Annotated in this window: 28 protein-coding genes; 12 read left to right on the top strand and 16 right to left on the bottom strand. The window is 65.1% G+C overall.

The window, feature by feature from the left end; genetic code table 11:
- Positions 1 to 182: 182 nt before the first annotated feature.
- The 4 genes from NOM55_RS00665 to NOM55_RS00650 are packed head-to-tail and all read right to left on the bottom strand — an operon-like array spanning position 183 to position 3575.
- On the bottom strand, positions 183 to 1196 hold the full coding sequence (locus NOM55_RS00665) for a TRAP transporter substrate-binding protein (protein WP_255906992.1): 1014 nt from the start codon (positions 1194 to 1196) through the stop codon (positions 183 to 185).
- Positions 1197 to 1246: 50 nt separating this feature from the next.
- Positions 1247 to 2524, bottom strand: coding sequence for a TRAP transporter large permease (locus NOM55_RS00660; protein ID WP_255906990.1), 1278 nt, complete (start codon positions 2522 to 2524; stop codon positions 1247 to 1249).
- A gap of 10 nt (positions 2525 to 2534) precedes the next feature.
- Positions 2535 to 3053, bottom strand: coding sequence for a TRAP transporter small permease (locus NOM55_RS00655; protein WP_047966449.1), 519 nt, complete (start codon positions 3051 to 3053; stop codon positions 2535 to 2537).
- Positions 3054 to 3062: 9 nt separating this feature from the next.
- Positions 3063 to 3575 (bottom strand): gluconokinase, encoded by a 513-nt coding sequence (locus NOM55_RS00650; RefSeq protein ID WP_255906989.1) that lies wholly within the window; start codon positions 3573 to 3575, stop codon positions 3063 to 3065.
- 198 nt (positions 3576 to 3773) lie between these two features.
- On the opposite strand from NOM55_RS00650, the gene NOM55_RS00645 reads away from it, so the two are divergent.
- A complete protein-coding gene (locus NOM55_RS00645; RefSeq protein ID WP_255906988.1) occupies positions 3774 to 4796 on the top strand; it encodes a LacI family DNA-binding transcriptional regulator in 1023 nt (340 codons plus the stop codon).
- A gap of 194 nt (positions 4797 to 4990) precedes the next feature.
- Here the strand turns inward: NOM55_RS00645 and NOM55_RS00640 are convergent, their stop codons facing one another.
- The 3 genes from NOM55_RS00640 to NOM55_RS00630 all read right to left on the bottom strand — a co-directional run bounded on the left by NOM55_RS00640 (position 4991) and on the right by NOM55_RS00630 (position 7367).
- The gene (locus NOM55_RS00640) at positions 4991 to 5341 is read right to left on the bottom strand and encodes a VanZ family protein (RefSeq protein ID WP_255906987.1); all 351 of its coding nucleotides are present in this window, start codon (positions 5339 to 5341) and stop codon (positions 4991 to 4993) included.
- Between the two features lie 245 nt (positions 5342 to 5586).
- Positions 5587 to 6537 (bottom strand): GMP reductase, encoded by a 951-nt coding sequence (locus NOM55_RS00635; protein WP_255906986.1) that lies wholly within the window; start codon positions 6535 to 6537, stop codon positions 5587 to 5589.
- 206 nt (positions 6538 to 6743) lie between these two features.
- On the bottom strand, positions 6744 to 7367 hold the full coding sequence (locus NOM55_RS00630; RefSeq protein ID WP_120809572.1) for a ParA family protein: 624 nt from the start codon (positions 7365 to 7367) through the stop codon (positions 6744 to 6746).
- A gap of 124 nt (positions 7368 to 7491) precedes the next feature.
- Here NOM55_RS00630 and NOM55_RS00625 point away from each other — a divergent pair, with 124 nt between their 5' ends.
- Positions 7492 to 8154 (top strand): HAD family phosphatase, encoded by a 663-nt coding sequence (locus NOM55_RS00625; RefSeq protein ID WP_255906983.1) that lies wholly within the window; start codon positions 7492 to 7494, stop codon positions 8152 to 8154.
- A gap of 140 nt (positions 8155 to 8294) precedes the next feature.
- On the opposite strand, the gene NOM55_RS00620 is transcribed toward NOM55_RS00625, so the two are convergent.
- Complete coding sequence (locus tag NOM55_RS00620) at positions 8295 to 9230, bottom strand: exopolyphosphatase (RefSeq protein ID WP_255906982.1); 936 nt, start codon at positions 9228 to 9230, stop codon at positions 8295 to 8297.
- 324 nt (positions 9231 to 9554) lie between these two features.
- On the opposite strand from NOM55_RS00620, the gene NOM55_RS00615 reads away from it, so the two are divergent.
- Genes NOM55_RS00615 through NOM55_RS00600 form a run of 4 tightly spaced genes read left to right on the top strand, consistent with a single transcriptional unit; the run spans position 9555 to position 11711 of the window.
- Entirely contained in the window at positions 9555 to 9857 is a 303-nt protein-coding gene (locus NOM55_RS00615; RefSeq protein ID WP_120809569.1) for a YciI family protein, read from the top strand.
- Positions 9854 to 10117, top strand: coding sequence for a BolA family transcriptional regulator (locus tag NOM55_RS00610; RefSeq protein WP_189352417.1), 264 nt, complete (start codon positions 9854 to 9856; stop codon positions 10115 to 10117). The genes NOM55_RS00615 and NOM55_RS00610 overlap by 4 nt, the downstream gene beginning before the upstream one ends.
- A 10-nt stretch (positions 10118 to 10127) precedes the next feature.
- On the top strand, positions 10128 to 10919 hold the full coding sequence (locus tag NOM55_RS00605) for a peptidyl-prolyl cis-trans isomerase (protein WP_255906981.1): 792 nt from the start codon (positions 10128 to 10130) through the stop codon (positions 10917 to 10919).
- A 15-nt stretch (positions 10920 to 10934) separates the two neighbouring features.
- On the top strand, positions 10935 to 11711 hold the full coding sequence (locus NOM55_RS00600; protein WP_238377268.1) for a peptidylprolyl isomerase: 777 nt from the start codon (positions 10935 to 10937) through the stop codon (positions 11709 to 11711).
- A gap of 85 nt (positions 11712 to 11796) precedes the next feature.
- Here NOM55_RS00600 and NOM55_RS00595 read toward each other — a convergent pair whose 3' ends face one another.
- Complete coding sequence (locus tag NOM55_RS00595) at positions 11797 to 12582, bottom strand: enoyl-CoA hydratase (RefSeq protein WP_047966460.1); 786 nt, start codon at positions 12580 to 12582, stop codon at positions 11797 to 11799.
- A 299-nt stretch (positions 12583 to 12881) separates the two neighbouring features.
- Between NOM55_RS00595 and NOM55_RS00590 the strand changes: the two genes are divergently transcribed.
- Positions 12882 to 13553 (top strand): sulfite exporter TauE/SafE family protein, encoded by a 672-nt coding sequence (locus NOM55_RS00590; protein WP_047966461.1) that lies wholly within the window; start codon positions 12882 to 12884, stop codon positions 13551 to 13553.
- Here NOM55_RS00590 and NOM55_RS00585 read toward each other — a convergent pair.
- From NOM55_RS00585 to NOM55_RS00560, 6 genes are read right to left on the bottom strand one after another with little or no spacing between them, the layout of a single operon-like run.
- The gene (locus NOM55_RS00585) at positions 13537 to 14409 is read right to left on the bottom strand and encodes a metal ABC transporter solute-binding protein, Zn/Mn family (protein WP_255906980.1); all 873 of its coding nucleotides are present in this window, start codon (positions 14407 to 14409) and stop codon (positions 13537 to 13539) included. The genes NOM55_RS00590 and NOM55_RS00585 overlap by 17 nt on opposite strands.
- Before the next feature lie 25 nt (positions 14410 to 14434).
- Entirely contained in the window at positions 14435 to 15259 is an 825-nt protein-coding gene (locus NOM55_RS00580) for a metal ABC transporter permease (RefSeq protein WP_255907565.1), read from the bottom strand.
- 50 nt (positions 15260 to 15309) lie between these two features.
- Entirely contained in the window at positions 15310 to 16050 is a 741-nt protein-coding gene (locus tag NOM55_RS00575; RefSeq protein WP_255906979.1) for a metal ABC transporter ATP-binding protein, read from the bottom strand.
- Positions 16047 to 16271, bottom strand: a complete 225-nt coding sequence (locus tag NOM55_RS00570) for a hypothetical protein (RefSeq protein ID WP_255906977.1) — start codon at positions 16269 to 16271, stop codon at positions 16047 to 16049. Before NOM55_RS00570 ends, NOM55_RS00575 begins: the two co-directional genes overlap by 4 nt.
- A gap of 5 nt (positions 16272 to 16276) precedes the next feature.
- On the bottom strand, positions 16277 to 17227 hold the full coding sequence (locus tag NOM55_RS00565; RefSeq protein WP_255906976.1) for a GTP-binding protein: 951 nt from the start codon (positions 17225 to 17227) through the stop codon (positions 16277 to 16279).
- Positions 17215 to 17649, bottom strand: a complete 435-nt coding sequence (locus NOM55_RS00560; protein WP_047966466.1) for a Fur family transcriptional regulator — start codon at positions 17647 to 17649, stop codon at positions 17215 to 17217. Before NOM55_RS00560 ends, NOM55_RS00565 begins: the two co-directional genes overlap by 13 nt.
- A 171-nt stretch (positions 17650 to 17820) precedes the next feature.
- Between NOM55_RS00560 and NOM55_RS00555 the strand changes: the two genes are divergently transcribed.
- Complete coding sequence (locus NOM55_RS00555) at positions 17821 to 18252, top strand: cytochrome c (protein WP_047966467.1); 432 nt, start codon at positions 17821 to 17823, stop codon at positions 18250 to 18252.
- 95 nt (positions 18253 to 18347) lie between these two features.
- Entirely contained in the window at positions 18348 to 18776 is a 429-nt protein-coding gene (locus NOM55_RS00550; protein ID WP_047966539.1) for a cytochrome c, read from the top strand.
- A gap of 82 nt (positions 18777 to 18858) precedes the next feature.
- Here the strand turns inward: NOM55_RS00550 and NOM55_RS00545 are convergent, their stop codons facing one another.
- Entirely contained in the window at positions 18859 to 19536 is a 678-nt protein-coding gene (locus NOM55_RS00545) for a cytochrome b/b6 domain-containing protein (RefSeq protein ID WP_255906974.1), read from the bottom strand.
- 197 nt (positions 19537 to 19733) lie between these two features.
- Here NOM55_RS00545 and tyrS point away from each other — a divergent pair, with 197 nt between their 5' ends.
- The 3 genes from tyrS (at position 19734) to NOM55_RS00530 (ending at position 24562) form a co-directional block, all read left to right on the top strand.
- Positions 19734 to 21008 carry a tyrosine--tRNA ligase gene (gene tyrS / locus NOM55_RS00540; RefSeq protein WP_255906972.1) on the top strand — a complete coding sequence of 425 codons (1275 nt, stop codon included), beginning with the start codon at positions 19734 to 19736 and terminating at the stop codon, positions 21006 to 21008.
- A gap of 279 nt (positions 21009 to 21287) precedes the next feature.
- Positions 21288 to 23813: an EAL domain-containing protein gene (locus NOM55_RS00535; protein ID WP_255906971.1), complete on the top strand. Its 2526-nt coding sequence runs from the start codon at positions 21288 to 21290 to the stop codon at positions 23811 to 23813.
- A complete protein-coding gene (locus NOM55_RS00530) occupies positions 23810 to 24562 on the top strand; it encodes an iron-containing redox enzyme family protein (RefSeq protein WP_255906967.1) in 753 nt (250 codons plus the stop codon). Before NOM55_RS00535 ends, NOM55_RS00530 begins: the two co-directional genes overlap by 4 nt.
- The last annotated feature ends 18 nt before the right edge of the window (positions 24563 to 24580 follow it).

Here is a 24580-nt window from a genome sequence, read left to right as displayed (position 1 = left end):
CGCGCCCGATGCGGCACACGACAAGCAAGCCGTCTCAGGGGTGGCTGGCCGCGCCAGAGCTGGCGACCGCGCTTGCGGCCAACCTTTGAGCGGACGTGGGCAAAACGAAGCGCCGGCAACTGCCAGCGCGGGGAACGACAGCGTGGCGGCGCACGCTGGCGCCGCCACTGGGAGACAGAAACTTACTTGCGCAACTGGCCCAGCGCGCCCTGCAGCTCCTTCAGCACTTCTGCGCCACCGTTGGCCGCGAACTTGTCGAAGGCCGGCTTGGCTTTGTCGCGCATGCGCTTGAGCTCGGCGTCGCTGACCATGTTGATCTTCATGCCCTGCTGGGTCAGGAATTTCACGCTGCGCATCGCCTCGGCGCGGGAATCCTTGCGCTCGAAGGTGCGCGACGCCAGTGCAGCGTCCTGCAGGATCTTCTGCTCGTCGCGGGACAGGCCGTCCCACCACTTCTTGCTGGCGGTCATCACCCATGGGCTGTACACGTGCTTGGTTACCGACAGGTACTTCTGCACTTCGTAGAACTTGCTGGACTGGATGGTGTTGACCGGGTTTTCCTGACCGTCCACTGCGCGGGTCTCCAGCGCGGTGAACAGCTCGGCGAAGGCCAGCGGCACCGCATTGGCGCCGAAGCTGTTGAACATGTCGATGTACACCGGGTTCTGCATCACGCGCAGCTTGATGCCCTGGAAGTCCTCGAAGCGGGTGATCGGCCGCTTGGTGTTGGTCACGTTGCGAAAGCCGTTTTCCCAGTAGGTCAGGCCGACCAGGCCCTTGGCCGGCAGCCTGGCGATCAGTTTCTGCCCGAACGGACCGTCCAGCACGGTGTCGGCTTCCTTCTCGTTGGCGAACAGGAACGGCAGGTCGTAGACGCCGAAGTCCTTTTCCACCCCCACCAGCGTGGCGGTGGAGCCGACCATCATTTCCTGCGCGCCGCCGATCAGCGCGTTCTGCATCTGCACGTCGTTGCCGAGGCTGGCGGAGCCGAAGCCCTTTACCTTCAGCTTGCCGCCAGAGCGCTTGGCCACTTCGTCGGCAAACAGCTTCACCGCGCGGCCCTGGTTGCTGTCTTCGGCCAGGCCGTAGCCAAAGCGGATGATGCGCGGTTTGATGTCGGCGGCCAGCGCCTGCGGCGCGGCCAGGGCACCGGCGGTGATCAGGCAGGCCAGCAGCGGTTTGAACATTGTTTTCATGAGTCTCTCCTCGGTTGTGTTGTTACAGCTGTGATCGGGCTGGCTTGCGCTCAGCGGAAGAACTGGGCGGGAACGGTGACCACTTCCGGCACCGCCACCAGCAGGCTAAGCAGCAGCAGGTAGGTCAGCAGGAACGGCCACACGCCGCGGGTCGCGCTTTCCAGCGAAATCTTGGCCACGCCGCACACCACGTTGAGCACGGTGCACACCGGTGGCGTGATCAGCCCGATGGAGCCGACCAGCACGAACATCACGCCAAAATAGGTGCTATCGATGCCGGCCTGCTGCACCAGCGGCATCATTACCGGCCCCAGCACCAGAATGGTGGGGGTCAGGTCCATCACGATGCCGACCACCAGCAACAGCACCATCATGGCGGCCATCAGCAGGCGCGGCTGCTCCATCAGCGGCCCCAGCATCTCGGCGATCTGTGCCGGCAGATCGGCCAGCGTGATCATGTACGACGACACCAGCGCGGCGGCGCACAGGAACATCACCGTGGCGGTGGTGCGCGCAGCGTGCACGAAGACCGGCTGCAATACCGACAGCTTCAGCTCGCGGTACACCAGCAGGCTGACCAGCAGCGAATACATCGCCGCCACCACCGCCGCCTCGGTCGGGGTGAAGATGCCGAACTTCAAGCCGCCGATGATGATTACCGGCAGCATCAGCGCCCAGACCCCGTCGCGCAGCGCGTAGCGACGCTGTGCCCAGCTCTGCTTCGGTTGCGGCGTGACATTCATGCCGCGCGACACCAGCAGCCAGGTCAGTACCAGGCCGACACCCATCAGCAGCCCCGGCACGATGCCGGCGAGGAACAGCGCGGTAATCGAGGTGTTGGTGGTGACACCGAAGATGATGAACGGCATGCTCGGCGGAATGATCGGCGCGATGATGCCGCCGGACGCGATCAGGCCGGAGGCCCGCTCCACCGGGTAGCCGTGGTCGCGCATCATCGGGATCAGCAGCGTGGCCAGCGCCGCGGTATCGGCAATGGCGGAGCCGGACAGGCTGGCCAGCAATACCGAGGCGGCGATGGCGACAAAGCCGAGACCGCCGGGAATGTGGCCGACAAAGGCCACCGCCAGATTGATGATGCGGCGCGAGATGCCGCCGGCGTTCATCAGCTCGCCAGCGAGGATGAAGAACGGCACCGCCATCAGCGGAAAGTTGTCGGCGCCGGACAGCAGGTTCTGCGCCACCAGCTGCGCGTCGAAGAAATCGAGGTGGAACATCAGCGCGATGCCGGTCAGCATCAGGGCAAAGGCCACCGGCATGCCCAGTGCCATGCAGGCAAACAGCACGGCCAGAAAAATCACGATTGTCATGGTGTATTCCTTACAGGTCCTGGCCAGTGGAGTGGGTGTCCGGGCTACCGGGGATTTGTGCCTGCGGGTGGCGGCGGACGATGCGGTAAAGGTTGGCCGCAATCAGCAACAGCATGGCCACGGCGCACAACAGCCCGGCGCCGGCAAACAGCGCCATCGGGAAGCCGAGCACGGTGGAGTAGGTTTCCAGCCCGATCAGGGTCTGGCTCCAGCTGCCTTGCAGGAACAGCCACAGCGCATACAGCATCAGCAGATGGCTGAGCACGGCACAGCCGCGGCGCCACGCCGGCGACAGCCGCGCCTGCACCATTTCCACGCCGAGGTGCGAGTTCTGCCGCACCGCGAGAATGGCACCGAGAAACACCAGCCACACGAACATCAGCCGCGACACTTCCTCGGCGGCGGCGATGCCGGAATCGAACACGTAGCGCAGCACCACGTTGCCGAACACCAGCGCCACCATCACCACCAGTGCCAAGGCCATCAGCCATTCAACAAGCCGTTCGAGACGGGATAGGCAGTTATGCATGATTGCTCCTCACGACAGTGCAGCCAGCTGCTGCAGGATGTGCCGGACCAGCTCGTCCGGCGGCAAGGTGATGTCGCCGGCAATGGCGCGTTCGTCCGCCGCCGGCGGCTGCAGATCGGCAAACTGGCTGTCGACCAGGCCCAGCGGCATGAAATGGCCCTGCCGCGCCTGCATCCGCTGCCCGATCAGCGCGCGGCTGCCGTGCAGGTGCACGAACACGGTGGCGGCAGCGCCCTCGCGCAGCAGGTCGCGGTAGCGCCGTTTCAGCGCCGAACAGGACAACACCAGCCCGCGGCCATCCGCCGCGGCGGCGGCAAGCTTGTCGCGCAGCGTCTCCAGCCACAGCTGGCGGTCGGTATCGGTCAGCGGCGTGCCCGCCTCCATCCGCGCCACATTGTGGGGAGGATGGAAGTCATCGCCTTCGACAAAGCCGGTGTCCAGCGCCGCGGCCAGGCGGCGACCGATCTCGCTCTTGCCGCAACCGCATACGCCCATCACCACAATCATCGGTGCTTTATTCATGTTAGCGTTAACATATTCAGGTTAATGAAAAGCCGCATCGCGCGGCTACTGGTGTCCGGTACTTGAGCAAAGCGGCACCGGGTGCTAAGGTTGCCCAAAGGTTAGCGCTAACATACAGCAAGGTAAAGCAGTTTTGATCGTGCAGCGCAACATCGAATCCGGCGATGCAAGCCGCCCTCCCCCTTACAATGGCAGTCCATGAGCGAACGCAAACCCCGCGCCGGCCAGAGCCGGACCACCTTGAGCGATGTTGCCAACCATATCGGTGTCAGCGCCATCACCATTTCCCGCGCGCTGAACAAGCCGGAGCTGGTCTCGGAGGCGCTGCGCCAGCGCATCGACGACGCCGTGCAGCTGCTGGGCTATGTCCCCAACCGCGCCGCGCGCGCGCTGGCGTCGGCCAAGTCGCACAGCGTGGTGGTGCTGGTGCCGTCGCTGTCCAACACCGTGTTTGTCGACACCCTCGCCGCCATCCACGACACGCTGCACCCGGCCGGCTACCAGATGCTGATCGGCGACACCCGCTACTCGCCGCAGGCCGAGGAAAAGCTGCTGCGCACCTATCTGGAGTACAACCCGGACGGCATCCTGATCACCGGCTTCGACCACACCCCGGCAGCGCAGACGCTGCTGCAGACCGCCGCCATTCCTACCGTGCACATGATGGAACTGGCGGAACAGGGCGACAGCCCCTGCGTCGGCTTCTCGCAATACGACAGCGGCTACGCCCTCACCCGCTTCCTGCTGGACAAGGGCTATCGCCGCATCGCCTTTCTGGCAGCACAGCTGGACCCGCGCACCCTCAAGCGCGGCGAAGGCTACCGTGCCGCGCTGCGCGAAGCCGGCCTGTATCAGCCGCATCGTGAGCTGGCCGAGGCCAGCCCGTCCTCGGTCGGGCTTGGCTCGCGGCTGCTGGATCGCCTGCTGCTGCAGGCGCCGGACTGCGACGCCGTGTTCTGCAACAACGACGACCTGGCGCTGGGGGTGTTGTTCCAGTGCCAGCGCCGCCACATCGCCATCCCGCAGCAGCTGGCGATTGCCGGCTTCAACGGCCTGGACGCCTCGGCGTGGAGCAATCCGTCGCTGACCACGGTCGACACCCCGCGTTACGACATCGGCAAGGCCGCGGCCGGCATGCTGCTGCAGCTGATGGCGGGCAAGACACCGGTGGCGACCCGGGTCGACCTCGGCTACCAGCTGCTGGCGCGCAACAGCACCTGAGAACCTGTTCAATGTCTGCTGTGATTGTTTTCAATGGGCCGACACCGCGTTAAAAACGCCTTCGGCATGCTTGTTTATTTCCAGTTAAACGCCGCTTCCTCAGCCGTTTTCGCCTTGTCTCGCGTAAGCGCGTGAGACTTTGAACAGGTTCTGAGCGGCACGCCTTGCCTTGCGGCCAACCTTGGCCGCAAGCGTCACCGGCCCTTGCCCCGCCGCCACAGGTAAACGCCGATCAGCGCGCCGGCCATGTCGGCCACCACGTCGCCCGCCTCGGCGCTGCGGGTCAGCGTCAGGCTGCCCTGCGCTAGCTCGGACAGCAGCGCCCAGCCCAGGCACAGCCACAAGGTTGGCCGCAACGGCGGACGCTGGCGGGCGGCGAAGCTGCGCGCCAGCAGCCACGCCCACACCGCGAACAGCAGCGCGTGACCCAGCTTGTCGAAATGGGGAATCGCCGACGGCGTGCCGGCCGGCTTCAGCAACAACAGGTAAACGGAGAACAGCCACCAACTAGCGGCAGCCAGACTGCGGCGTAACGGAAGCGACAACACGACTTCACCTTAACTCGATTGCCGCCCGTCGCCGCGCGGCCCTAAGAACGTGTTCACGATCTCGCGCACCCCCGCGAGACAAGGCGAAAACGGCTGAGGAAGCGGCGTTTACCTGGATGTAAACCCGCATGCCGAAGCGGTTCTCAACGCGGTATCGCCCCACTGATATCGGCCGCAGCCGATCGTGAACAGGTTCTAACCCGGCCAGCCTGCCAACGGGCAGACCGGCCCCCTAATCAATCCTAGTGTGCGACGGCGATCATCTGCACCGCGCGCAGCGCCGACAGCTCGCGGCCGCCGGCGTAGCTGACCGACGACTGCAGGTCTTCCTGCAGCTCGTGCAGCAGGCGGGCGATGCTGCCCTTGTACTCGACCAGGATCTTCTTGCCTTCCACGTTCTTGTACTCGCCCTTGTTGAACTGCGAGGCACTGCCGAAGTATTCCTTGTAGTGCTTGCCGTCGATCTCGACGATCTCGCCCGCCGATTCGTCGTAGCCGGCAAACAGCGAGCCGGCCATCACCATGCTCGCGCCGCAGGCCAGCGCCTTGGCCACGTCGCCGTGCTCGACGATACCGCCGTCGGCAATCAGCGGCACCGATACCACAGCGGCGCAGTCGCGCACGGTGGCCACCATCGGGCGGTGGAAGCCGGTCTTGTTCTTGGTGATGCACACCCGGCCGCCGGCGATGCCGGCCTTGATCGCGTCACAGCCCCACTCCTGCAGTTCGCGCGCCGCCTCGGCGGTGGCGATGTTGCCGCCGATCAGGAAGCTGTCCGGGAATTCGCGCTTGATGAAGCGGATCATCTGCTCCGCCTTCACGCACCAGCCGTTGGCCACGTCGAGGGTGATGTATTCCGGGCACAGGCCGGCAGCCTTGAGCGCCGCCAGCTGCTGCAGGGTGTCGCCGTTGACGCCGACGCTGATCGAGGCGAACAGGCCCTTGGCCTGCATGTCGCGCACGAAGGCCACGGCGTCGACATCGAAGCGGTGCATGGTGTAGAACCAGTTGCGGCGCGCAAAGTATTCGCAGGTCTCGGCATCGACCACGCTCTTCATGTTGGCCGCATAGAGCGGCATCGCGAAACGGCGCGGGCCGAACTGCACGGAGGTATCGCACTCCTTGCGGCTGTCGACGATGGTTTTTTTCGGAACGAGATACACATCGCCGTAATTGAGTTCGGTGTTGATCATCAGCAGTCACTCCATGTGCATTCGGGAAACCATTCGCGGAATGGTGCTGCGCCGCCGTTCCGGATAGCGGTGCAGATTTCGGGCGTCCCCAAATAAAAAAGCGAAAGCCGGGCGGCTTTCGCTTGCAATTTTCCCGCCCTGCGGCGCTGTCGGGCGCAGGGCAAACGGTACTGACTATACGCAGCGCAAAATCCGGGCGTCAAGCGTTAATTGTCGAGCCAGGACAGGATCGGACGCCACGCCTCGATGTCGCGCCGCACCCGTGCCGGCGGCAGATCGAACAGCGTCAGCCCGGCGCCGGCGGCCTGCACGTAGAACTGGGTATCGCGGATCCAGCCCAGCACCGGCACCTGGTAGCGCGACAGGAAGTTTTCCAGTTCACGTGCGGAGCGGGTGCGCGGATCGACGCGCATGCCGACCACACCGACAAAGGTCTTTTCCTTGCGCACCGCCTTTTCCGCCAGCAAGGCGTCAAAAAATTCGCTGCTGGCCCACATGTCGAACGGCGACGGCTGGATCGGCACGATGACGCGGTCGACCTTCTTCACCAGCGCGCGCAGCCGTTTGCCGTCCAGCCCGGCCGGGCTATCGAGAATCACCACCTGGGTGTCCTTCGGCGGCTTGGCCAGGCCCTCGATCATCTGCCAGCCCTGGATAGCCGGCGCCGCTGGTGGCCGCTGCGCCAGCCAGCTCAGCGACGACTGTTGCTTGTCGATATCGCCCAGCATCACCTTGGTCGACTGCGACGCGTAAAAACCGGCGATATTGGTCGACAGCGTCGACTTGCCGCTGCCGCCCTTGGGGTTTGCCACCAGTATCGAATACGCCATAACACCTTTCGCTGTACTTGCTTGCCGGTCGCGGCGACGCCACTACCCGCCGGGCATTTTATGATAAAAGACAGCAGGCCACGCGGCTTCGCTACCCCCACCCGCAACAAAGGATAACCACACCATGCCGTACGACGCCATTTTGCTGGACATGGACGGACTGATGATCGACACCGAGCAGCTCTGTGCCCAGGCCTGGCGCGATGCCGCCAGCGAGCTGGGCACCCGCATCGGCGAGGACACCCTGCACCAGCTGGTCGGTCTCAGCCACCAGCACTGCCTGCGCTATCTGCAACAGCACCCCGAGCTGTCCACACACATGCCGGCGCTGGCGCTGCTGAACCGGCAGTACTACCACCGGCAGCTGCAGCACGGCGACATTCCGCTCAAGCCCGGCATCATCGCGCTGCTGGACTGGCTGCGGCAGCAGGCGATCCCCTGCGCCGTCGGTACCGCCACCGAAGGGCCGCTGGCGCAGCTGAAGCTGCAACGCAGCCAGCTGGCGCCCTATTTCCAGCACGTGGTCAGCGCCAGCGACGTCGCCAACAGCAAGCCGGCACCGGACATCTACCTGGCGGCGGCGGCACGGCTGCAAGTGGAACCGGCGCGCTGCATCGTGCTGGAAGACTCGGTACACGGCGCCAGCGCCGCGCTGGCGGCCAACATGCGGGTGATCATCGTGCCGGACATCGTGCAGCCGCCCGCCTCCATGGCAAAACAGGCCCTGGCGGTATGCAAGGACCTGTTTGCCGCGCGGGCGTTGCTGCAACAGCTGCGGGACGTGTAGAACCCGTTCAATGTCTACTGCGCTTCGGCGATACCGCGTTAAAAATGCCTTCGGCATGCGTGTTTACATCCAGGTAAACGCCGCTTCCTCAGGCATTTTTGCCTTGTCTCACACTAGCTCACGAGACCTTGAACAGATTCTTAGCCCTCGTTGGCGTTGATCTGCGCCACCAGTTCGCCCAGCACGCGTTCGGCCTGGTCGTTGTCGACCTGGCAAGTGCCGGCGGCTTCGTGGCCGCCGCCGCCGTACTTCAGCATCAGCTCGCCAACGCTGGTGCGGTTGCTGCGGTCGAGGATCGATTTGCCGGTAGCAAACACGGTGTTCTGCTGGTTCAGCCCCCACAGCACGTGGATGGAGATGTTGGCCTGCGGGTACAGCGCGTAGATCATGAAGCGGTTGATCGGGTGGATCAGCGTCTCGTTGCGCAGGTCCAGCACCACCACCTTGCCCTCGACGCAGGCGCAGCGCTGGATCTGCGCCTTGGCCTGTGCCTCATGCTCGAAGTACAGCTCGACCCGCTCACGCACGTCCGGCAGCTGCAGGATCTCGTCGATGGAGTGGTCGCGGCAGTACTTGATCAGGTCCATCATCAATGTGTAGTTGCTGATGCGGAACTCGCGGAAACGGCCAAGACCGGTACGGGCATCCATCAGGAAGTTGAGCAACACCCAGCCGCTCGGATCGAGAATCTCCTCGCGCGAAAACTGCGCGGCGTCGGCCTTGTCCACCGCCGCCATCATGTCGTCGGCGATCATCGGGAAGCGCTGTTTGCCGCCGTAGTAGTTGTACACCACGCGCGCGGCGGACGGCGCCGCAGCGTCGATGATGTGGTTCTGCTTGCCGGAGGCGTTGCGCAGGGTTTCGGACAGGTGGTGGTCAAAGGCCAGATGCGCGGCTTCGACGTATGGCAGGTTGGTGGTGATGTCGCGGTCGGTGATGTCGACCTTGCCGTCCTGCATGTCTTTCGGGTGCACGAACTTGATGTCGTTGATCAGCCCGAGCTCGTTGAGCAACACCGCGCAGACCAGACCATCGAAATCACTGCGCGTCACCAGACGAAACTGTCCTGTTGTCATTTCTGTTTCCCTGCCCTGTTTCCATGAATGATGATTCGATCGGGCCGCCTGCCGCCACGATCAATGCTGTCGGCAACTGTACCGCAGTCGGCAAGGGCGTGATAGCCCTGCCAGCTTGTCAGCCACTACCCGGCACCGCATAATCCTGACATATTGTTCCGCCACTTGGCCTTGCCGCTTGAAATCGCGGCCGTGGCCGCCATTTCAGCAGACACAGCGCAGTGATTCCGGTGCCGGCCAGTGCAGAAGTGCGGCCCGCCTTCACCGCCCCCGCAGCAGGTCTGCCATCGGCCAGACCGCTTTTGAGAGACAAAGAAAGGCACCATGCTGTACGCAATCACAGGCACCGACGCCCCCAATTCCCTCGACAACCGCCTGGCGGCACGGCCGGAACACCTGGCCCGCCTGCAGGCTCTGCAGAACGACGGCCGGCTGCTGCTGGCAGGGCCGTTTCCGGCCATCGACAGCAACGACCCCGGCCCGGCCGGCTTCACCGGCAGCCTGATCGTCGCCGAATTCGACTCGCTGGCCGCGGCCGAGCAATGGGCGAAGGCCGACCCCTATGTTGCCGCCGGCGTCTACGCCAGCGTCAGCGTCAAGCCGTTCCGCAAAGTGCTGCCGGCATGAGCGCGATCATCGAAACCATGCGCCAGCGTCTGGCGGCACTGGCGCCGGAACACCTCGACATCGAGGACGACAGCGCCTCCCATGCCGGCCACGCCGGCGCCAAGAGCGGCGGCCACTACAATGTGCTGATCGTCAGCGCCTGTTTCAGCGGCAAGTCGCGCATCGAGCGGCAACGGATGGTGTACGATGCGCTCGGCGACTTGATGCAGCAGGGCATTCACGCCCTGGCACTCAAAACCCTTACTCCGGACGATCTCTGAAATCCACTCCATGAAGAAATCACTCACTATCGCGGCCCTGCTGCTGGCTGCCGTCGGCAGCACCCCGAGCCTGGCCGCGCCGGTAGCCACCGTCAACGGCAGCGCCATCGACAGCAGCACCCTGGACCAGGCGGTGAAGCAGGTCATCGGCAGCAGCAACGGCCAGCTGAAAGACAGCCCGGCGCTGCGCGAAGAAGTGCGCCAGCGCCTGATCAACCGCGAGCTGATCGTGCAGGCGGCCACCAAGGCCGGCCTCGACAAGAAGCCGGAATTCCAGCAACAGCTGACCGAAGCACGCACCGAATTGCTGCAGCAGGCATTCTTCAAGCAGAGCATCAGCACCAGCCCGGTGTCGGACAGCGCGCTGAAGGCGGCCTACCAGCAGTACAGCGAACGCTTTAACGGCGTGAAGGAAGTGAAAGTCCGCCAGATCATCGTCAACAGCGAAGCCGACGCCAACAGCGTACTGGCCGAGCTGAAAAAAGGCGCCAAGTTCGAAACCCTGGCCGCCAGCAAATCCACCCACCAGCCAAGCCGTGAACGCGGTGGCGATCTGGGCTGGGGAAATCTGGCCTCGATGGAACCGCCACTGGCCGCCGCGCTCCAAGCCATTCCCAAAGGCAAATTCAGCGCCCAGCCGCTGCGCTCCGGCCTTGGCTGGCACCTGTTCAAGGTAGAGGACATCCGCGACGCGAAGCCGCTGCCTTTTGAAACCGTCAAGCCGCAGATCGCCCGCGACCTGCAGGACAAAGCGATTAGTGACGCGATCGGCGAATTGCGTCAGAAAGCCAACATTCAATAACCACTGGAAACCCCGATGAACTTCCCTTTGAAAAAAACCCTGATTGCCGTCAGCCTGCTGACCGCCACTGCCGCCGCGTTCGCCACTTCGGTCAATGGCGTTGCCATCAGCCAGCAGCGTATTGATGCCATCACCCGCATGATGGAAGCGCAAGGCCAGAAATCGACGCCGGAAATGGCGCAAATGGTCAAGGACCAGCTGATCACCGCTGAAATCCTGCGTCAGGAAGCGGTGAAGAAGGGGCTGGACAAGTCCGCCGACTACCTCGCCGAGATCGAGAACGCCAAGGCGATGGCACTGGCCAACCGCCTGATCAAGGAACACCTGCGCACCAACCCGGTGACCGATGCCCAGGCCCGTGCCGAGTACGACAAGGTGAAAGCCGAGTTCCCGGAGCGCAAGAGCTTTGACGCCAGCCACATCCTGGTGAAGACCGAAGCCGAAGCCAAGGCCGTGATCGACGCGCTGAAAAAAGGCAAGCCGTTCGCGCAGCTGGCCAAGGAAAAATCGCTGGATCCGGGCTCCAAGGACAACGGTGGCAACCTGGGCTGGAACGAGCCGGGCACCTTCGTGGCCCCGTTCTCCGAGGCGATGGTGAAGCTGGCCAAGGGCCAGGTGACTGCCACCCCGGTGAAGACCGATTTCGGCTTCCACGTCATCAAGCTGAACGACGTGAAAGTGGAAGCGGCGCCACCGCTGGAAACCCTGCGTCCACAGCTGGAGCAGCGCATCCAGTCGCAGCGCATCGAAGCACTGATCAAGTCGCTGAAGGCCAGCGCCAAGGTGCAGTAAGAAGGCTCAGTAAGCCCGCGTGCTTCCGCCATGAAAAAACCGGCCGCTGGCCGGTTTTTTCATGGCTAAGCGAGCCGCACGACGTTCAGTCGTCGTCCTGCTCCGCCCAGCCCGGCTCGCGCTTCTCGTTGAAGGCACGCACGCCTTCCAGCTGTTCCGCACTGCCGATCAGCGCCAGGAAGGCCGCCTTTTCCGCCGCCAGCTGTGCGGCCAACGTTTGCGCAGGACTGGCTTCGATCAGCCGCCGTGCGGCGTGGATCGCCTGTGGCGACTGCTCGCGCACCCGCGCCGCCAGGCTCAGCGCCACGATCTTGGCCAGCCCGCTTTCCACCACCTCTTCCACCAGCCCGATGGCCAGCGCCTTGTCGGCGGTCACAAACTCGCCACCGAGGATGAGCCGCTTCGCCCACGGCACGCCGACGCGGTCGGTCAGCGCCTTGGTGCCGCCGGCACAGGGTATCAGCCCGACACGCGCCTCCGGCAGCCCGAGGCTGGCACCGCGCTCGGCCACGATGTAGTCGCAGGCCAGCGCGCACTCCAGCCCGCCACCCAGCGCGAAGCCGTTCACCGCCGCCACCGTCACGCCGGGATAGTGGCGCACCGCGTCAAACGCCAGCGCAAAGGCATCCGCCACCTTGCCGGCCTGCGCGGCCGCGCCGTCGCCAAACAGCGCGAGATCGGCACCGGCCGAGAAGTAGCGCTCGCCGGCGCCGGTCAGCACCACCGCGCGGATGGCGGTGTCGGCCGCCAGCGCGTCCATCGCCCGGGCCAGCTCCTGCAACGACTCTATCGTCCACACATTGGCCGGCGGGTTATTGATCGTGACAATTGCTGATTGCCCAAGACGTTCGACAATGATTTTTTGTGTCATGTGGCACTCCTCCAGCCTCGACAAAGCCCAGCTGAAGCGCAATATTCAACAGCGTTATTCACCGTGGATTCACCGAAAAAAATGGCTACCTTGTGAGCATTGACGCGGGTTTGCTAGCTTTAACCATGGACTATGTTGCTGATTTTGCAAGTTTCGCCCCTCCGGGCAAATGGCGGCGCAATTTGCTGCCAGCCATTCAATAGACAGCGTTTACAAATGGCCGACCGCGACAAGTTCCGCGCCGCGGCCGGGCCCGGCTGCTACACTAGCGGCCATCTTTTTTGCCTGCGTTGTCACCCATGCTGGAAATCAGTCTGCTGTCCCTGTTTCTTGCCGGCCTGCTCGGCGGCGTGCACTGCCTCGGCATGTGCGGCGGCATCGTCACCGCCATTTCGCTGGGCAAGTCGCAAACGGCGCCGCTGTGGCACCTGCTGTGCTACAACGTTGGCCGCATCGGCAGCTACGTCTGTGCCGGCGCGCTGCTCGGCGGCCTGGCGCAGTGGGGGCTGAGCCAGGCGGCGTACCAGCCGCTGCAAACCGCGCTGTTCATTGCGGCCAACCTGCTGCTGATCCTGCTCGGCCTGTACCTGGCCGGTCTGTCCGCCGCCATCACCCGCATCGAACACCTCGGCCGGCCGCTGTGGCGGCGACTGCAGCCGCTGACCCGCCGCTACCTGCCGGTGCGCACCGCCCGCCAGGCGCTGCTGGCCGGCGCAATCTGGGGCTGGCTGCCGTGCGGGCTGGTCTACACCGCCAGCATCGCCGCGCTGGCCTCCGGCGGTGCCGGCCAGGGTGCGCTGGTGATGCTGGCCTTCGGCCTTGGCACCCTGCCCAACCTGCTGCTGATGGGGCTGTTTGCCAGCAAGCTGCAGCAGCTGAAACAGCAACGGCCAGTCCGCCTGGTGGCGGGACTGGCCGTGATGGCACTCGGTGGCTGGCACCTGTGGCTGCTGCTTACATCGACTGGCTAAGCGCGGTCACGTTGCTGCGGAACATCTCCAGATAGCTGCGCGCACCGGGCTGGCTGGACAGCGCATCAGAGTACAGCTTGCCGCCGACCTTGACGCCGGCTTCTTTCGCCAGCTGGTCGATCAGGCGCCGGTCGGACATGTTCTCGATGAACACCGCCTTCACCTGTTCCTTTTTCACCTGGCGGATCAGCTGCGCCACCGACTTGGCCGAGGCCTCGGCGTCGGTGCTCACCCCTTGCGGCGCCATGAAGCGGATCGCGTAGCGCTGGCCGAGGTAGGCGAAGGCATCGTGCGAGGTCAGCACCTTGCGCCGCGCCGCCGGCACCGCGGCAAACTGCTTGCCGGCCCAGCTGTCCAGCTCCTGCAGTCGCGCCTTGTAGGCGGCGGCGCGCTCGCGGTAGTACGCGGCGCCGGCGGCATCGGCGCGACTGAGGCCGGCGGCGATGTTGTCGACATAGCGCAGCACGTGCTGCGGGTTGTGCCAGGCGTGCGGATCGGCACGGCCGTGGTCATGGCCATGCTCGTCGTGGCCGTGCTCGTCTTCCGCCACCTCTAGCGGCTTGATGCCGTTGCCGGCGGTCACGGTCACGCCCTTGAAGTTGGCCGACTTGTTGAGGCGATTGATCCAGCCTTCGAAGCCGAGGCCGTTGACCACGAATACCTTGGCCTCGGCCAGTTTCTTGACATCGGCCGGCTTGGGCTGGAACACATGGGCGTCCTGGTCGGCACCAACCAGCGACACCACGCTGACGCGCTCGCCACCGACTTCGCGGGTGATGTCAGCCATGATGCTGAAGCTGGCGACCACCGGCAGGTTGGCCCACGCCGCCAGCGGCGACAACAGCAGGCTGCTCACAATAATTTTCCGTACGTTCACGCGCTCAACTCTCCAAATGACGTTGCCGCAGCAGGCGGGGCAACACGCCGCCCTGCGGGGCAACAAACAGGGACACGATATAGAACAGGCCGGCCAGCAGGATGATGCACGGCCCGGACGGCAGCTCGACGTGATAGGACAGCAGCAGCCCGCCCATGCCCGCCAGCGCGGCGATCAGGAAGGCCGCCAGCAGCATGCCGCCGACGGTGGCCGCCCACAGCCGCGAGCAGATCGCCGGCAGCATCATCAGCCCCACCGACATCAGCGTGCCCAGCGCCTGGAAGCCGGACACCAGATTCAGCACCACCAGCAGCAGGAACAGCAGGTGCCACACGCTGCCGTGGCCGCCGACCGCACGCAGGAACACCGGATCGAGGCTTTCCAGCAGCAGCGGGCGATAGATCACCGCCAGCGTCAGTAGCGTCACGCTGGCGACGCTGGCCACCAGCAGCAGCGCGGCGTCGTCCACCGCCAGCACCGAGCCGAACAGCAGGTGCATCAGGTCGACATTGCTGCCGCTGCTGGACACCAGCAGCACGCCGATGGCCAGCGACAGCAGGTAAAAGGCCGCAAAGCTCGCGTCTTCCTTGATCTCGGTAAAGCGCGTCGCCAGCCCGGCAAAACCGGCCACCAGCACGCCGGCGACAAAGCCGCCGAGGCTCATCGCCGGCAGGCTCAGGCCGGCAACGAGGAAGCCGACCGCGGCACCGGGCAGCACCGCGTGGCTCATCGCGTCGCCAACAAGGCTCATGCGCCGCATCACCAGGAACAGGCCGACCGGCGCGCTACCCAGCGCCAGCGCGAGGCAAGCCACCAGCGCACGGCGCATGAAGGCGAATTCGACAAAGGGCGCCAGCACCCATTGGTACAGGAAATCGATCACGGCGTTACTCCATCCACGCGACACACCGGGGCATTGGCCGACCAGTGCGCGGCGGTATCGCTGGCGCGGCGCAGCTTGCCCGCGGTCAGCACCTCGGCGGTATCGCCCCAGGCAATCACCTCGCGCGCCATCAGCAGCGTCTGCGGAAAGTGCTCGCGCACCTGCTGCTCGTCGTGCAGCACCGCGATCACGGTGCGCCCTTCCGTCTTCCAGCGTTCTACCAGCGCCAGCAGGTCGGCGGTGGTGGTGGCGTCGACGGCGTTGAACGGTTCGTCGAGCAGAATCAGCGGCGCGTCCTGCACCAGGATGCGGGCGAACAGCACGCGCTGGAACTGGCCGCTGGACAGCGCCGCGATCGGACGGGTGGCGAAGTCCTCCAGACCGACGGTCACCAGCGCGTTCCACGACGCGTCGTCATCGTTGCGGCCAACCTTGCCGAACAGGCCGCTGCGCTGCCAGTGACCGCTGGACACCAGATCGATCACCGACACCGGCAGCGAACGGTCGATTTCCGACTGCTGCGGCAGATAGGCCATGTCGCGACGTGCCACGCCGCGCATCAGCACGCGGCCGGCATCCGGCTTCAGCGCGCCCATGATGGCTTTCAGCAAGGTGCTCTTGCCGGCGCCGTTGGGGCCGAAGATCGCCGTGGCCTGGCCGTCGGCAAAGCTGCCGCTGACGTGGTGCACGGCGGGGTGGCGACGGTAGGATACCGTCAGGTTTTCCAGCCGGATCATGCCACCTCCTGCAATGCCCAGTGCACCAGCAGCCACAGCACGGCCAGCGGCAGCGCGGCCAGCAGCAGACGCTGGCCGGCGGACAGCGACAGCAGGCGCCAGCTCGGCAGGTGCGAGGTTTCACCGGCGGCATGCGGGTGCGGGTGGGAGTGCGCATGCGCGGCGCCGTGTGCGTGCGCATGATCGTGTGAATGTTGCTCGTGCTGATGGGAGTGTGTCATGCCGCTCACGCCCCGTTCCCGCTGCCGGCCGGCAGCACGCACGCCTGGATGGCGGCTTCCAGCGCGTCGGCGTCGATACGGCTGCCGATCACCTCGAAGCGGCTGTCGCGGCGCCACGCCACTTGGTTGGCTGCCCACTGCCCTTCGGTCCAGTTCAGCCACAGCCAGGTATCCAGCACGCGGAACACGCCCTTGGCGCGCACCAGGCCGTCGACCAGCTGCGGCAGGCGATCGAACAAGTCGGTCAGCGCCTCGCCGGAGAACTCCGCCTCCGGCGCGAAGGTCCAGCCCTGCGACTGCCAGCCGGAGGCATCACCCGGCCGTACCGCCGGCCGGTAGCGCGACTTGTTCTGCACCGCGGCATCCAGCCACGCCGGATCGGCGGCACCGTCGCTGATCTCGGCGATCAGCGACTTGGGCGGAAACAGCGCGGCGGCCTTGTCGCGATATGCGGCCAACGTTGGCGCGTCGGCGAGGTCGCACTTGGTGGCCAGCAGCACGTCGGCAATCATCACCTGGTCGCGGTACAGCGGCTGGCGGAAGTAGTCGTTGTTGGCGAACTGGCGCGGATCGACCAGCGTCATCACCGCGCCCACTTCCAGCGCGTTGCCCAGCGGCTCGGCACGCAGCTCGTCGATCAGCCCGGCGGCGTGAGCGAGGCCGCTGGCCTCGATGATCAGCCGGTCCGGCCGCTCACGGCGCAGCAGGTTGGCGACGGTGACCGTCATCTGCGGCCCGGCGACGCAGCACAGGCAGCCGCCGGCGATCTCGGCAATCGGCAGCTCGCCGTTGTCCAGCACCGCGCCGTCGATGCCGATCTCGCCGAACTCGTTGACGATGATGGCCCATTTTTCATGTTGCGGCCGCTGCGCGATCAGGTGGCGCAGCGCCGTGGTCTTGCCCACCCCGAGAAAGCCGGTGAGCACGTTGACGGTGGTTTTTTTCATACTCGACATGCCTGGCACAGTCCGGTCAGTAAAAGGTTTTGTTGCGCGATGGCAAAGCCTTGCGCTGCCGCCTGCTGTCGCAGCGTGTCCAGCGCCGGCGCCGCCTCCAGCTCGTTGACGCTGCCACAGGCGGTGCACACCAGGATCAGCCCTTCGTGGCAGCAACCAACGTGACTGCACACGATATAACCATTGAGAGCATCGACCTTGTGCAGCAGGCCGGCTTCCACCAGAAAATCCAGCGCCCGGTACACCGTCGGCGGTGCGGCAATACCGCGCTCGCGCTGCAGATCGGCCAGCACCTGATAGGCCTTGACCACGCCTTCGTGCGCCAGCACCAGCTCCAGCACCTGACGGCGCAGCGCGGTCAGCTTCACGCCTTGTTGCTGGCACTGGTGGTCGGCCGCGGCCATAAAGCCAGCTTTATCCATGACAAGTCACCGGGAGTTAAAAGAATGAGGGAGGCAATTAGCAGCAATTCTTAAATGTTACTATATAACAACACCGTTAACAACTGTTAACCGCCCGCCGCTTCGATGGTGCAGTGCGGTGTGCTAAGCTGTCGGCATTGATTGCCTACCCCATCCGTAAGGAGCCTGCAGATGAAACAGCTACTGCTCACCGTGTTGTCCTGTACCGTGCTGCTGAGCCCGGCATTTGCCGCCGACCCGGTCGCCCAGCGCCAGGAAATCTTCAAGCAGTACAAGCAAACCGTCGGCACCATGGCCAAGACCGTGAAGGGCGAAACGCCCTACAGCAAGGATGAGTTCGCCAAGCTGGCCGCGCACCTGGATGCGCTGGCGCAGCAGCCGTGGCAGCACTTCCCGGCCGGCAGCGACAAGGGCAAGACCGACGCCCGCGCCGAGATCTGGAGCAAGCCGCAAGACTGGAAAGCCGCCATCGACAAGCACAAGACCGAGACCGCCAAGCTGAAGCAGACCGCCGCCGGCGGTGACCTCGCCGCAATCAAGGCACAGTTCGGCGCCACCCAGAAAACCTGCAAGGCATGTCACGACAGCTTCCGCAACGACTGAGTCCGGCGTCCGCCACCGCGTTCAGCCCCGAGCGGGGCTGAACTTTTTTGGGCGCCCGACGCCCAATGGCCACCCTCCCCACCCGCATCAAGATCATGAAAAAAATTCTCCTGCTAGCCACCCTCGCCCTCCTTGCCACCACCAGCCAGGCCGGCCCCGGCGAAGACCGCCAGAAAGCCTTCAAACAGGTACTGCGCAGCTTCGAACCGATGGGGGTGATGCTGCGCGGCAGCGGCTATCGCAAGGATGTGTTCATCAAGCACGCCGATGCACTGAAAGCGGTCGCCGCGGCCCCGTTCAGCCAGTTCAAGCCGGGCACCATCGACGACGTCAGCCGCGCCAAGCCGGCGATCTGGAGCGAGCCGGCAAAATGGAAAGCGGAACAGGACAAGTTCCTGCTCGCGGTTGACCAGTTGCAGAAAACCGCGCGCGGCGACGACCTCGCCGCCATCCGCCGCGACTACGGCGCCGTAGCCGCCAGCTGCAAGGCCTGTCACGACAGCTTCCGCGGACCGATGCGCTAAGCGCCGCCAAGCACAATCACGCTGCCAGAAACAAAAACCGCCAGTCGATAAGGACTGGCGGTTTTTCATTTCCGTTGGCGGTTCAGGCCGCCATGCTGGCCGCCAGCCACGGCACGCCACCAAACACCAGCAGCGCCACCAGCAGCAGCAGCACCAGCGCCAGCCACGGCGGCGCAAAGCGCAACGGCGCGGCATCGGCCGGCAATGCCTTCATCCCGCTCAGCATCGGGCGCACCAGGTCGGTGTTGCGGCCAACCTTGTAGAACAGCACCGCCAGCACATGCACCGCCGCCAGTAGCAGCAATACGTCAAACGACGACTTGTGCCAGCCGGTAACCTGCTCGGCCAGCTCGCCGTCGATCAGCACCTTCAGCGGGCCGTCGTAGAGGTAGCTGTTGACATCGGCGGCAAACAACCCCAGCCCGGCCTGCAGCAATAGCGCCAGCAGCAGCGCCAGCACCATCCAGCCGCCCAGCGGGTTATGTCCCGGCTGCGCCGTCACCGACAGCTGCCCGGCCAGATAGGCGCGAATGCGCGCCGGCCCGGCGAGAAAACTGCTGAAGCGCGCCGTCTGGCTGCCACACAGCCCCCACAGCACGCGAAACAGCAGCAGCACCAGCATCAGCATGCCAAGGCGCAGATGCCATTCCATCCAGTCACCGCCCTGCTCACCGGTGAACCACAGCCCGGCAAAAACCGGCAACATCGTCCAGTGAAACAGCCGCGTCGGCACATCCCACACCTTGATCATCCTGCTCATGTTTGTTGCATCCTTTCCTGTTTGCGCAGCTGGCGGCCAAGCCCGGCATTGTTCACCCAAAGCCGGGCAGCCGCCAGAGCGCACGTTACGAAGCGTCATTTTCGGTTAAAATCGCCATCTTTTGTTGCAACGCCAACAGGCGCAATCGTTACCGCGCGGCCCACAGCCCGCGTCCTGCTCATGTGGAGAAGAAATACATGCACCAATCCAGCCTTATCCAGGAACTGCAAGCTCGCGGCCTGATCGCCCAGCAAACCGACGCGGCGGCACTCGACGAACTGCTGGCTAAGGAAAGTGTGACCTTGTATTGCGGCTTCGACCCGACCGCCGACAGCCTCCACCTCGGCCACCTGGTACCGGTGCTGGTACTGCGCCGCTTCCAGCAGGCCGGCCACCGCCCGATCGCCCTCGTCGGCGGCGCCACCGGCATGATCGGCGACCCGAGCTTCAAGGCCACCGAGCGCAAGCTGAACACCCCGGACGTGATCGCCGGCTGGGTCGACAAGATCCGCGGCCAGGTATCGCCGTTCCTGAGCTTCGAAGGCGACAACGCCGCGATCATGGCCAACAACTACGACTGGTTTGGCGGCATGGGTGCGCTGGAGTTCCTGCGCGACATCGGCAAGCACTTCTCGGTCAACCAGATGATCAAGAAGGAATCGGTACAGCAGCGCATCAGCCGCGAAGACCAGGGCATCAGCTACACCGAATTCAGCTACAGCCTGCTGCAGGGCTACGATTTCACCGAGCTGAACCGCCGCCACGGCTGCAGGCTGCAGATCGGCGGCTCCGACCAGTGGGGCAACATCACCGCCGGCACCGACCTCACCCGCCGCATCAACCAGCAACACGTATTCGGCCTGACCCTGCCGCTGGTGACCAAGGCCGACGGCACCAAGTTCGGCAAGACCGAAGGCGGCGCCATCTGGCTGGACGCGAGCAAGACCAGCCCGTACGCGTTCTACCAGTTCTGGCTGAATACCGCCGACGCCGACGTGTACAAGTTCCTGCGCTACTTCAGCTTCCTGTCCGTGGCCGAGATCGCCGCCATCGAAGAGCAGGACAAGGCCAGCGGCAGCAAGCCGCAAGCGCAGCGCATCCTGGCGGAACAGGTCACCGCCTTGGTGCACGGCCAGGATGCCGTGGCCGCCGCGCAGCGCATCAGCGCCAGCCTGTTCTCCGGCAGCCTGCACGAGCTGACCGCGTCTGACTTCGCGCAGCTGGCACAGGACGGCATGCCCAGCCTGCAACTGCCACGCGACAGCAGCGGCCTGATCGACGCGCTGGTGGCCGGCGGCCTGGCCAAGTCGAAATCGGAAGCGCGCACCTTCATCCAGAGCGGTGCCGTCAGCGTCAACGGCAACAAGATCGACAGCCTCGAGCACCAGATCAGCGACGGCGAGCGCCTGTTCGGCCACTACAGCCTGCTCAAGCGCGGCAAGAAGCACCACACCCTGCTCTGCTGGCAATAAACACTGCGGCCAACGTTGGCCGCAGCTTGCCGCCGACAGCCATGCCTTTGCATGGCTGTTTTCATTTCTGCCACCGAATCGGGAAAATTAACTATTCAGCGTAGGCAAGGCTATCTATTATCCGTAATGACATCAGCAAAACAATAATTGCCGCGCCGGCGCCGGCGCCGCCGCCACTGGCCACCGCAGCACCCGGGACAACACCGCACGACAAGGCCTGACCTGAACCACCGCGGGCAGCGACAACGCCGTCCGCCATTTGCCGGGGTGAGCAAGGGCATGACACAACACCGCAATCGCAATACCACGCAACTGCCCGGCCTGGTCTGGCCCTTCATTGCCGTTGCCCTGCTGCTGGCGGCACTGGGCGGCGTCAGCCTGGAGATCCAGTCCGCAGTCCGTTCCTACGTCAGCGGCGAGAGCCTGTGGTCCAAAGGGCAAAAAGATGCCATCTACTATCTCACCCTGTACGCCGACAGCCACGACGAACGCCACTTCCACCAGTACCAGACCGCCATCGCCATCCCGCTCGGCGACCACGCCGCGCGCATGGCGCTGGAACAGCCGGTGCCGGATCTGGCGCTGGCCCGCGCCGGCTTCCTGCAGGGCGGCAACCACCCGCAGGACATTGCCGGCCTGATCTGGCTGTACCAGAACTTCCGCCAGTTCAGCTACCTGCAACAGGCGATTGCGCACTGGGAATTCGGCGACCGCAACCTGCAGGCGCTGACCGGGCTGGCCGAGCAGATGCACTTCCAGATCAGCGGCGGGCTGGCCAGCCCGCGCGACATTGTCGAGTGGAAGGCGGAAATCTACGCCATCAACGACCGCCTCACCCCGATGGAGAAAGCCTTTTCCGACACCCTCGGCCAAGGCTCGCGCGTCATCCAGCGGCTATTGCTGGCCGCCAACCTGGCCAGCGCCGCACTACTGATCCTGCTGGCGCTGTTCCGCACCCGCAAGCTGCTGGGCCAGCGCCAGTCCTTCGAAAGCGCGCTGCAGGCGGAAAAGGAACGCGCGCAGGTCACCCTCGCCTCCATCGGCGACGCGGTGATCACCACCGACGCCGACGGCCTGACCGCCTACATGAATCCGGCGGCGGAACAGCTGACGGCGTGGACGGTGGCGCAGGCGCAGGGGCTGCCGCTGGGCTCGCTGTTCCGCATCGTCGACGAGGACTCCCAGCAGGAAGCGCTGGCGCTGATCGAGCAAATCCTGGCCGGCGGCCACAGCCACGGCAGCAGCAGCCACTCCCAGCTGATGGTGCGCCTGGACGGCAGCGCGGTGTCGGTGGCACTGGTGGCGGCGCCGATCCACAGTGATGGCCAGATCAGCGGGGCGGTGCTGGTACTGCACGACATGACGCGGGAGCGGCAGTACATCGCCAGCCTGTCGTGGCAGGCCTCGCACGATGCGCTGACCGGGCTGGCCAACCGCCGCGAGTTCGAATACCGGCTGGAGCAGGCGCTGGCCAATCTCGACCGCCAGCACGAAGGCCACCAGCAGCACGCGCTGATGTTCCTCGACCTTGACCAGTTCAAGGTGGTCAACGACACCTGCGGCCACGCCGCCGGCGACGAGCTGCTGCGCCAGATCTGCCTGCTGCTGCAGCAGCGGCTGCGCGACAGCGACACCCTCGCCCGCCTCGGCGGCGACGAGTTCGGCATCCTGCTGGAGCAATGCCCGGTCGATGCCGCGCTGCAGATTGCCGAAAGCCTGCGCCAGACGGTACAGGACCTGCACTTCGTGTGGGGCGGCCGCCCGTTCAACGTCAGTGTCAGCATCGGCCTGGTACACATCACCGGCGCACTGACCACGCTGGCCGAGGCGCTGCGCGCCGCCGACGTTGCCTGCTACATGGCCAAGGAAAAGGGGCGCAACCGGGTACAGCTCTACCATCCGGACGATTCGGAACTGTCGCTGCGCTTTGGCGAGATGGCCTGGGTGCAGCGCATCCACCTGGCGCTGGAGGAGCAGCGGCTGTGCCTGTACGCGCAGGAAATCGCACCGCTGGGCCGCGACAGCGACAGTGGCAGCCATGTCGAGCTGCTGCTGCGCCTGCACGACGAGGTCGGCCGCCTGGTGCCGCCGATCAGCTTCATCCCGGCGGCGGAGCGCTACGGGCTGATGCCGCTGATCGACCGCTGGGTGGTGCAGAACGCGTTCACCATCCTCGCCGCGCGGCTGCGCTGCCACAAGGCAACGCCGATCGGCACCTGCGCCATCAACCTGTCCGGCACCACCATCGGCGACCAGGCATTTCTGGACTTCCTGCGCGAACAGTTCCGCCTGCATGCGATCCCGCCGCGCATGATCTGCTTCGAGATCACCGAGACCAGCGCCATCGCCAATCTCGCCAGCGCCATCCACTTCATCACCGAGCTGCAGACCCTCGGCTGCCGCTTCTCGCTGGACGACTTCGGCGCCGGCATGTCCTCGTTCTCCTACCTGAAGCACCTGCCGGTGGACTATCTGAAGATCGACGGCGGCTTCGTCAAGGACATGCTCGACGACCCGATCGACCGCGCCATGGTCGAGGTCATCAACCACATCGGCCACGTGATGGGCAAACGCACCATTGCCGAATTCGTGGAAACACCGGCGATGCTGCAGGCGCTGGCCGACATCGGCGTCGACTACGCGCAGGGTTACGCCGTGGCCAAGCCGCAACCGTTCAACTGCGACTGCGAGCTACAGCACGACTTCCGCCGCGTCTGCGCGGCACCGGCGGGAGTTGCGGCCACCAGCGCGCAGTCTGCCGTACCGCCGCAGCCGGCCAACAGCAGCCAGGGCGCGACGCCGTGAACCGCGAGTTCGTGCGCAGCGGCGCGTTACGCAGCCCGCACAGCTATCCGGAATGGGCGCAGCAGCTGCTTGCCGACTGCGCCGCCGCCAGGCAGCGCGTGGTACGGCACGAGTTCTACCAGCGGCTGCGCGATGCCGAGCTCGGCGATGACGCACTGCGGCTGTTCCTGATCGGGGTGTGGCCGGTAGTCGAGCAGTTTCCGCTGTACATGGCGCAAAACTTGCTCAAGACCCGCTACGGTCGCCAGCGCGGCGAAGACATGGCGCGACGTTTTCTGGTGCGCAATATCCGCGTCGAACAGAACCACGCCGGCTACTGGCTGGCGTGGGCCGCCGCCTGCGGCATCGCGGCAACCGAGCTGCAGGCGCAGCGGGTGCCGGAGCCATTGCAGCAACTCGGCCACTGGTGCCGGCACAACAGCCGCCACCACTCGCTGCTGCTGGCGCTGGCCGCCACCAATTACGCCATCGAGGGTGCCACCGGCGAGTGGACGCAACGGGTCTGCGCGCCGGGCATCTATGAAGTCTCGCTGCCCGCGACACAGCGCCAGAGCGCGATGCGCTGGCTGAAGGTGCATGCCCGCTACGACGACGATCACCCGTGGGAAGCGCTGGACTGCACCCTGGCCGGGCGCGACGCCGACGCCGGCACGCGGCGGGCGCTGCAAACCGCCATCGGCAACAGCTACCACCACATGCAGCTGGCCCTGGACTGCTGCCTGCAGCAGGAACAGGCCGTGCCGGGCTAGCCGGTTCGCCAGCCCAGG

This window comes from Vogesella sp. AC12 (genome assembly GCF_024437575.1).
Taxonomy (GTDB): domain Bacteria; phylum Pseudomonadota; class Gammaproteobacteria; order Burkholderiales; family Chromobacteriaceae; genus Vogesella; species Vogesella indigofera.
Note: the sequence above shows the minus strand (reverse complement) of the source record. Positions and strands in the feature narration are given on the sequence as shown.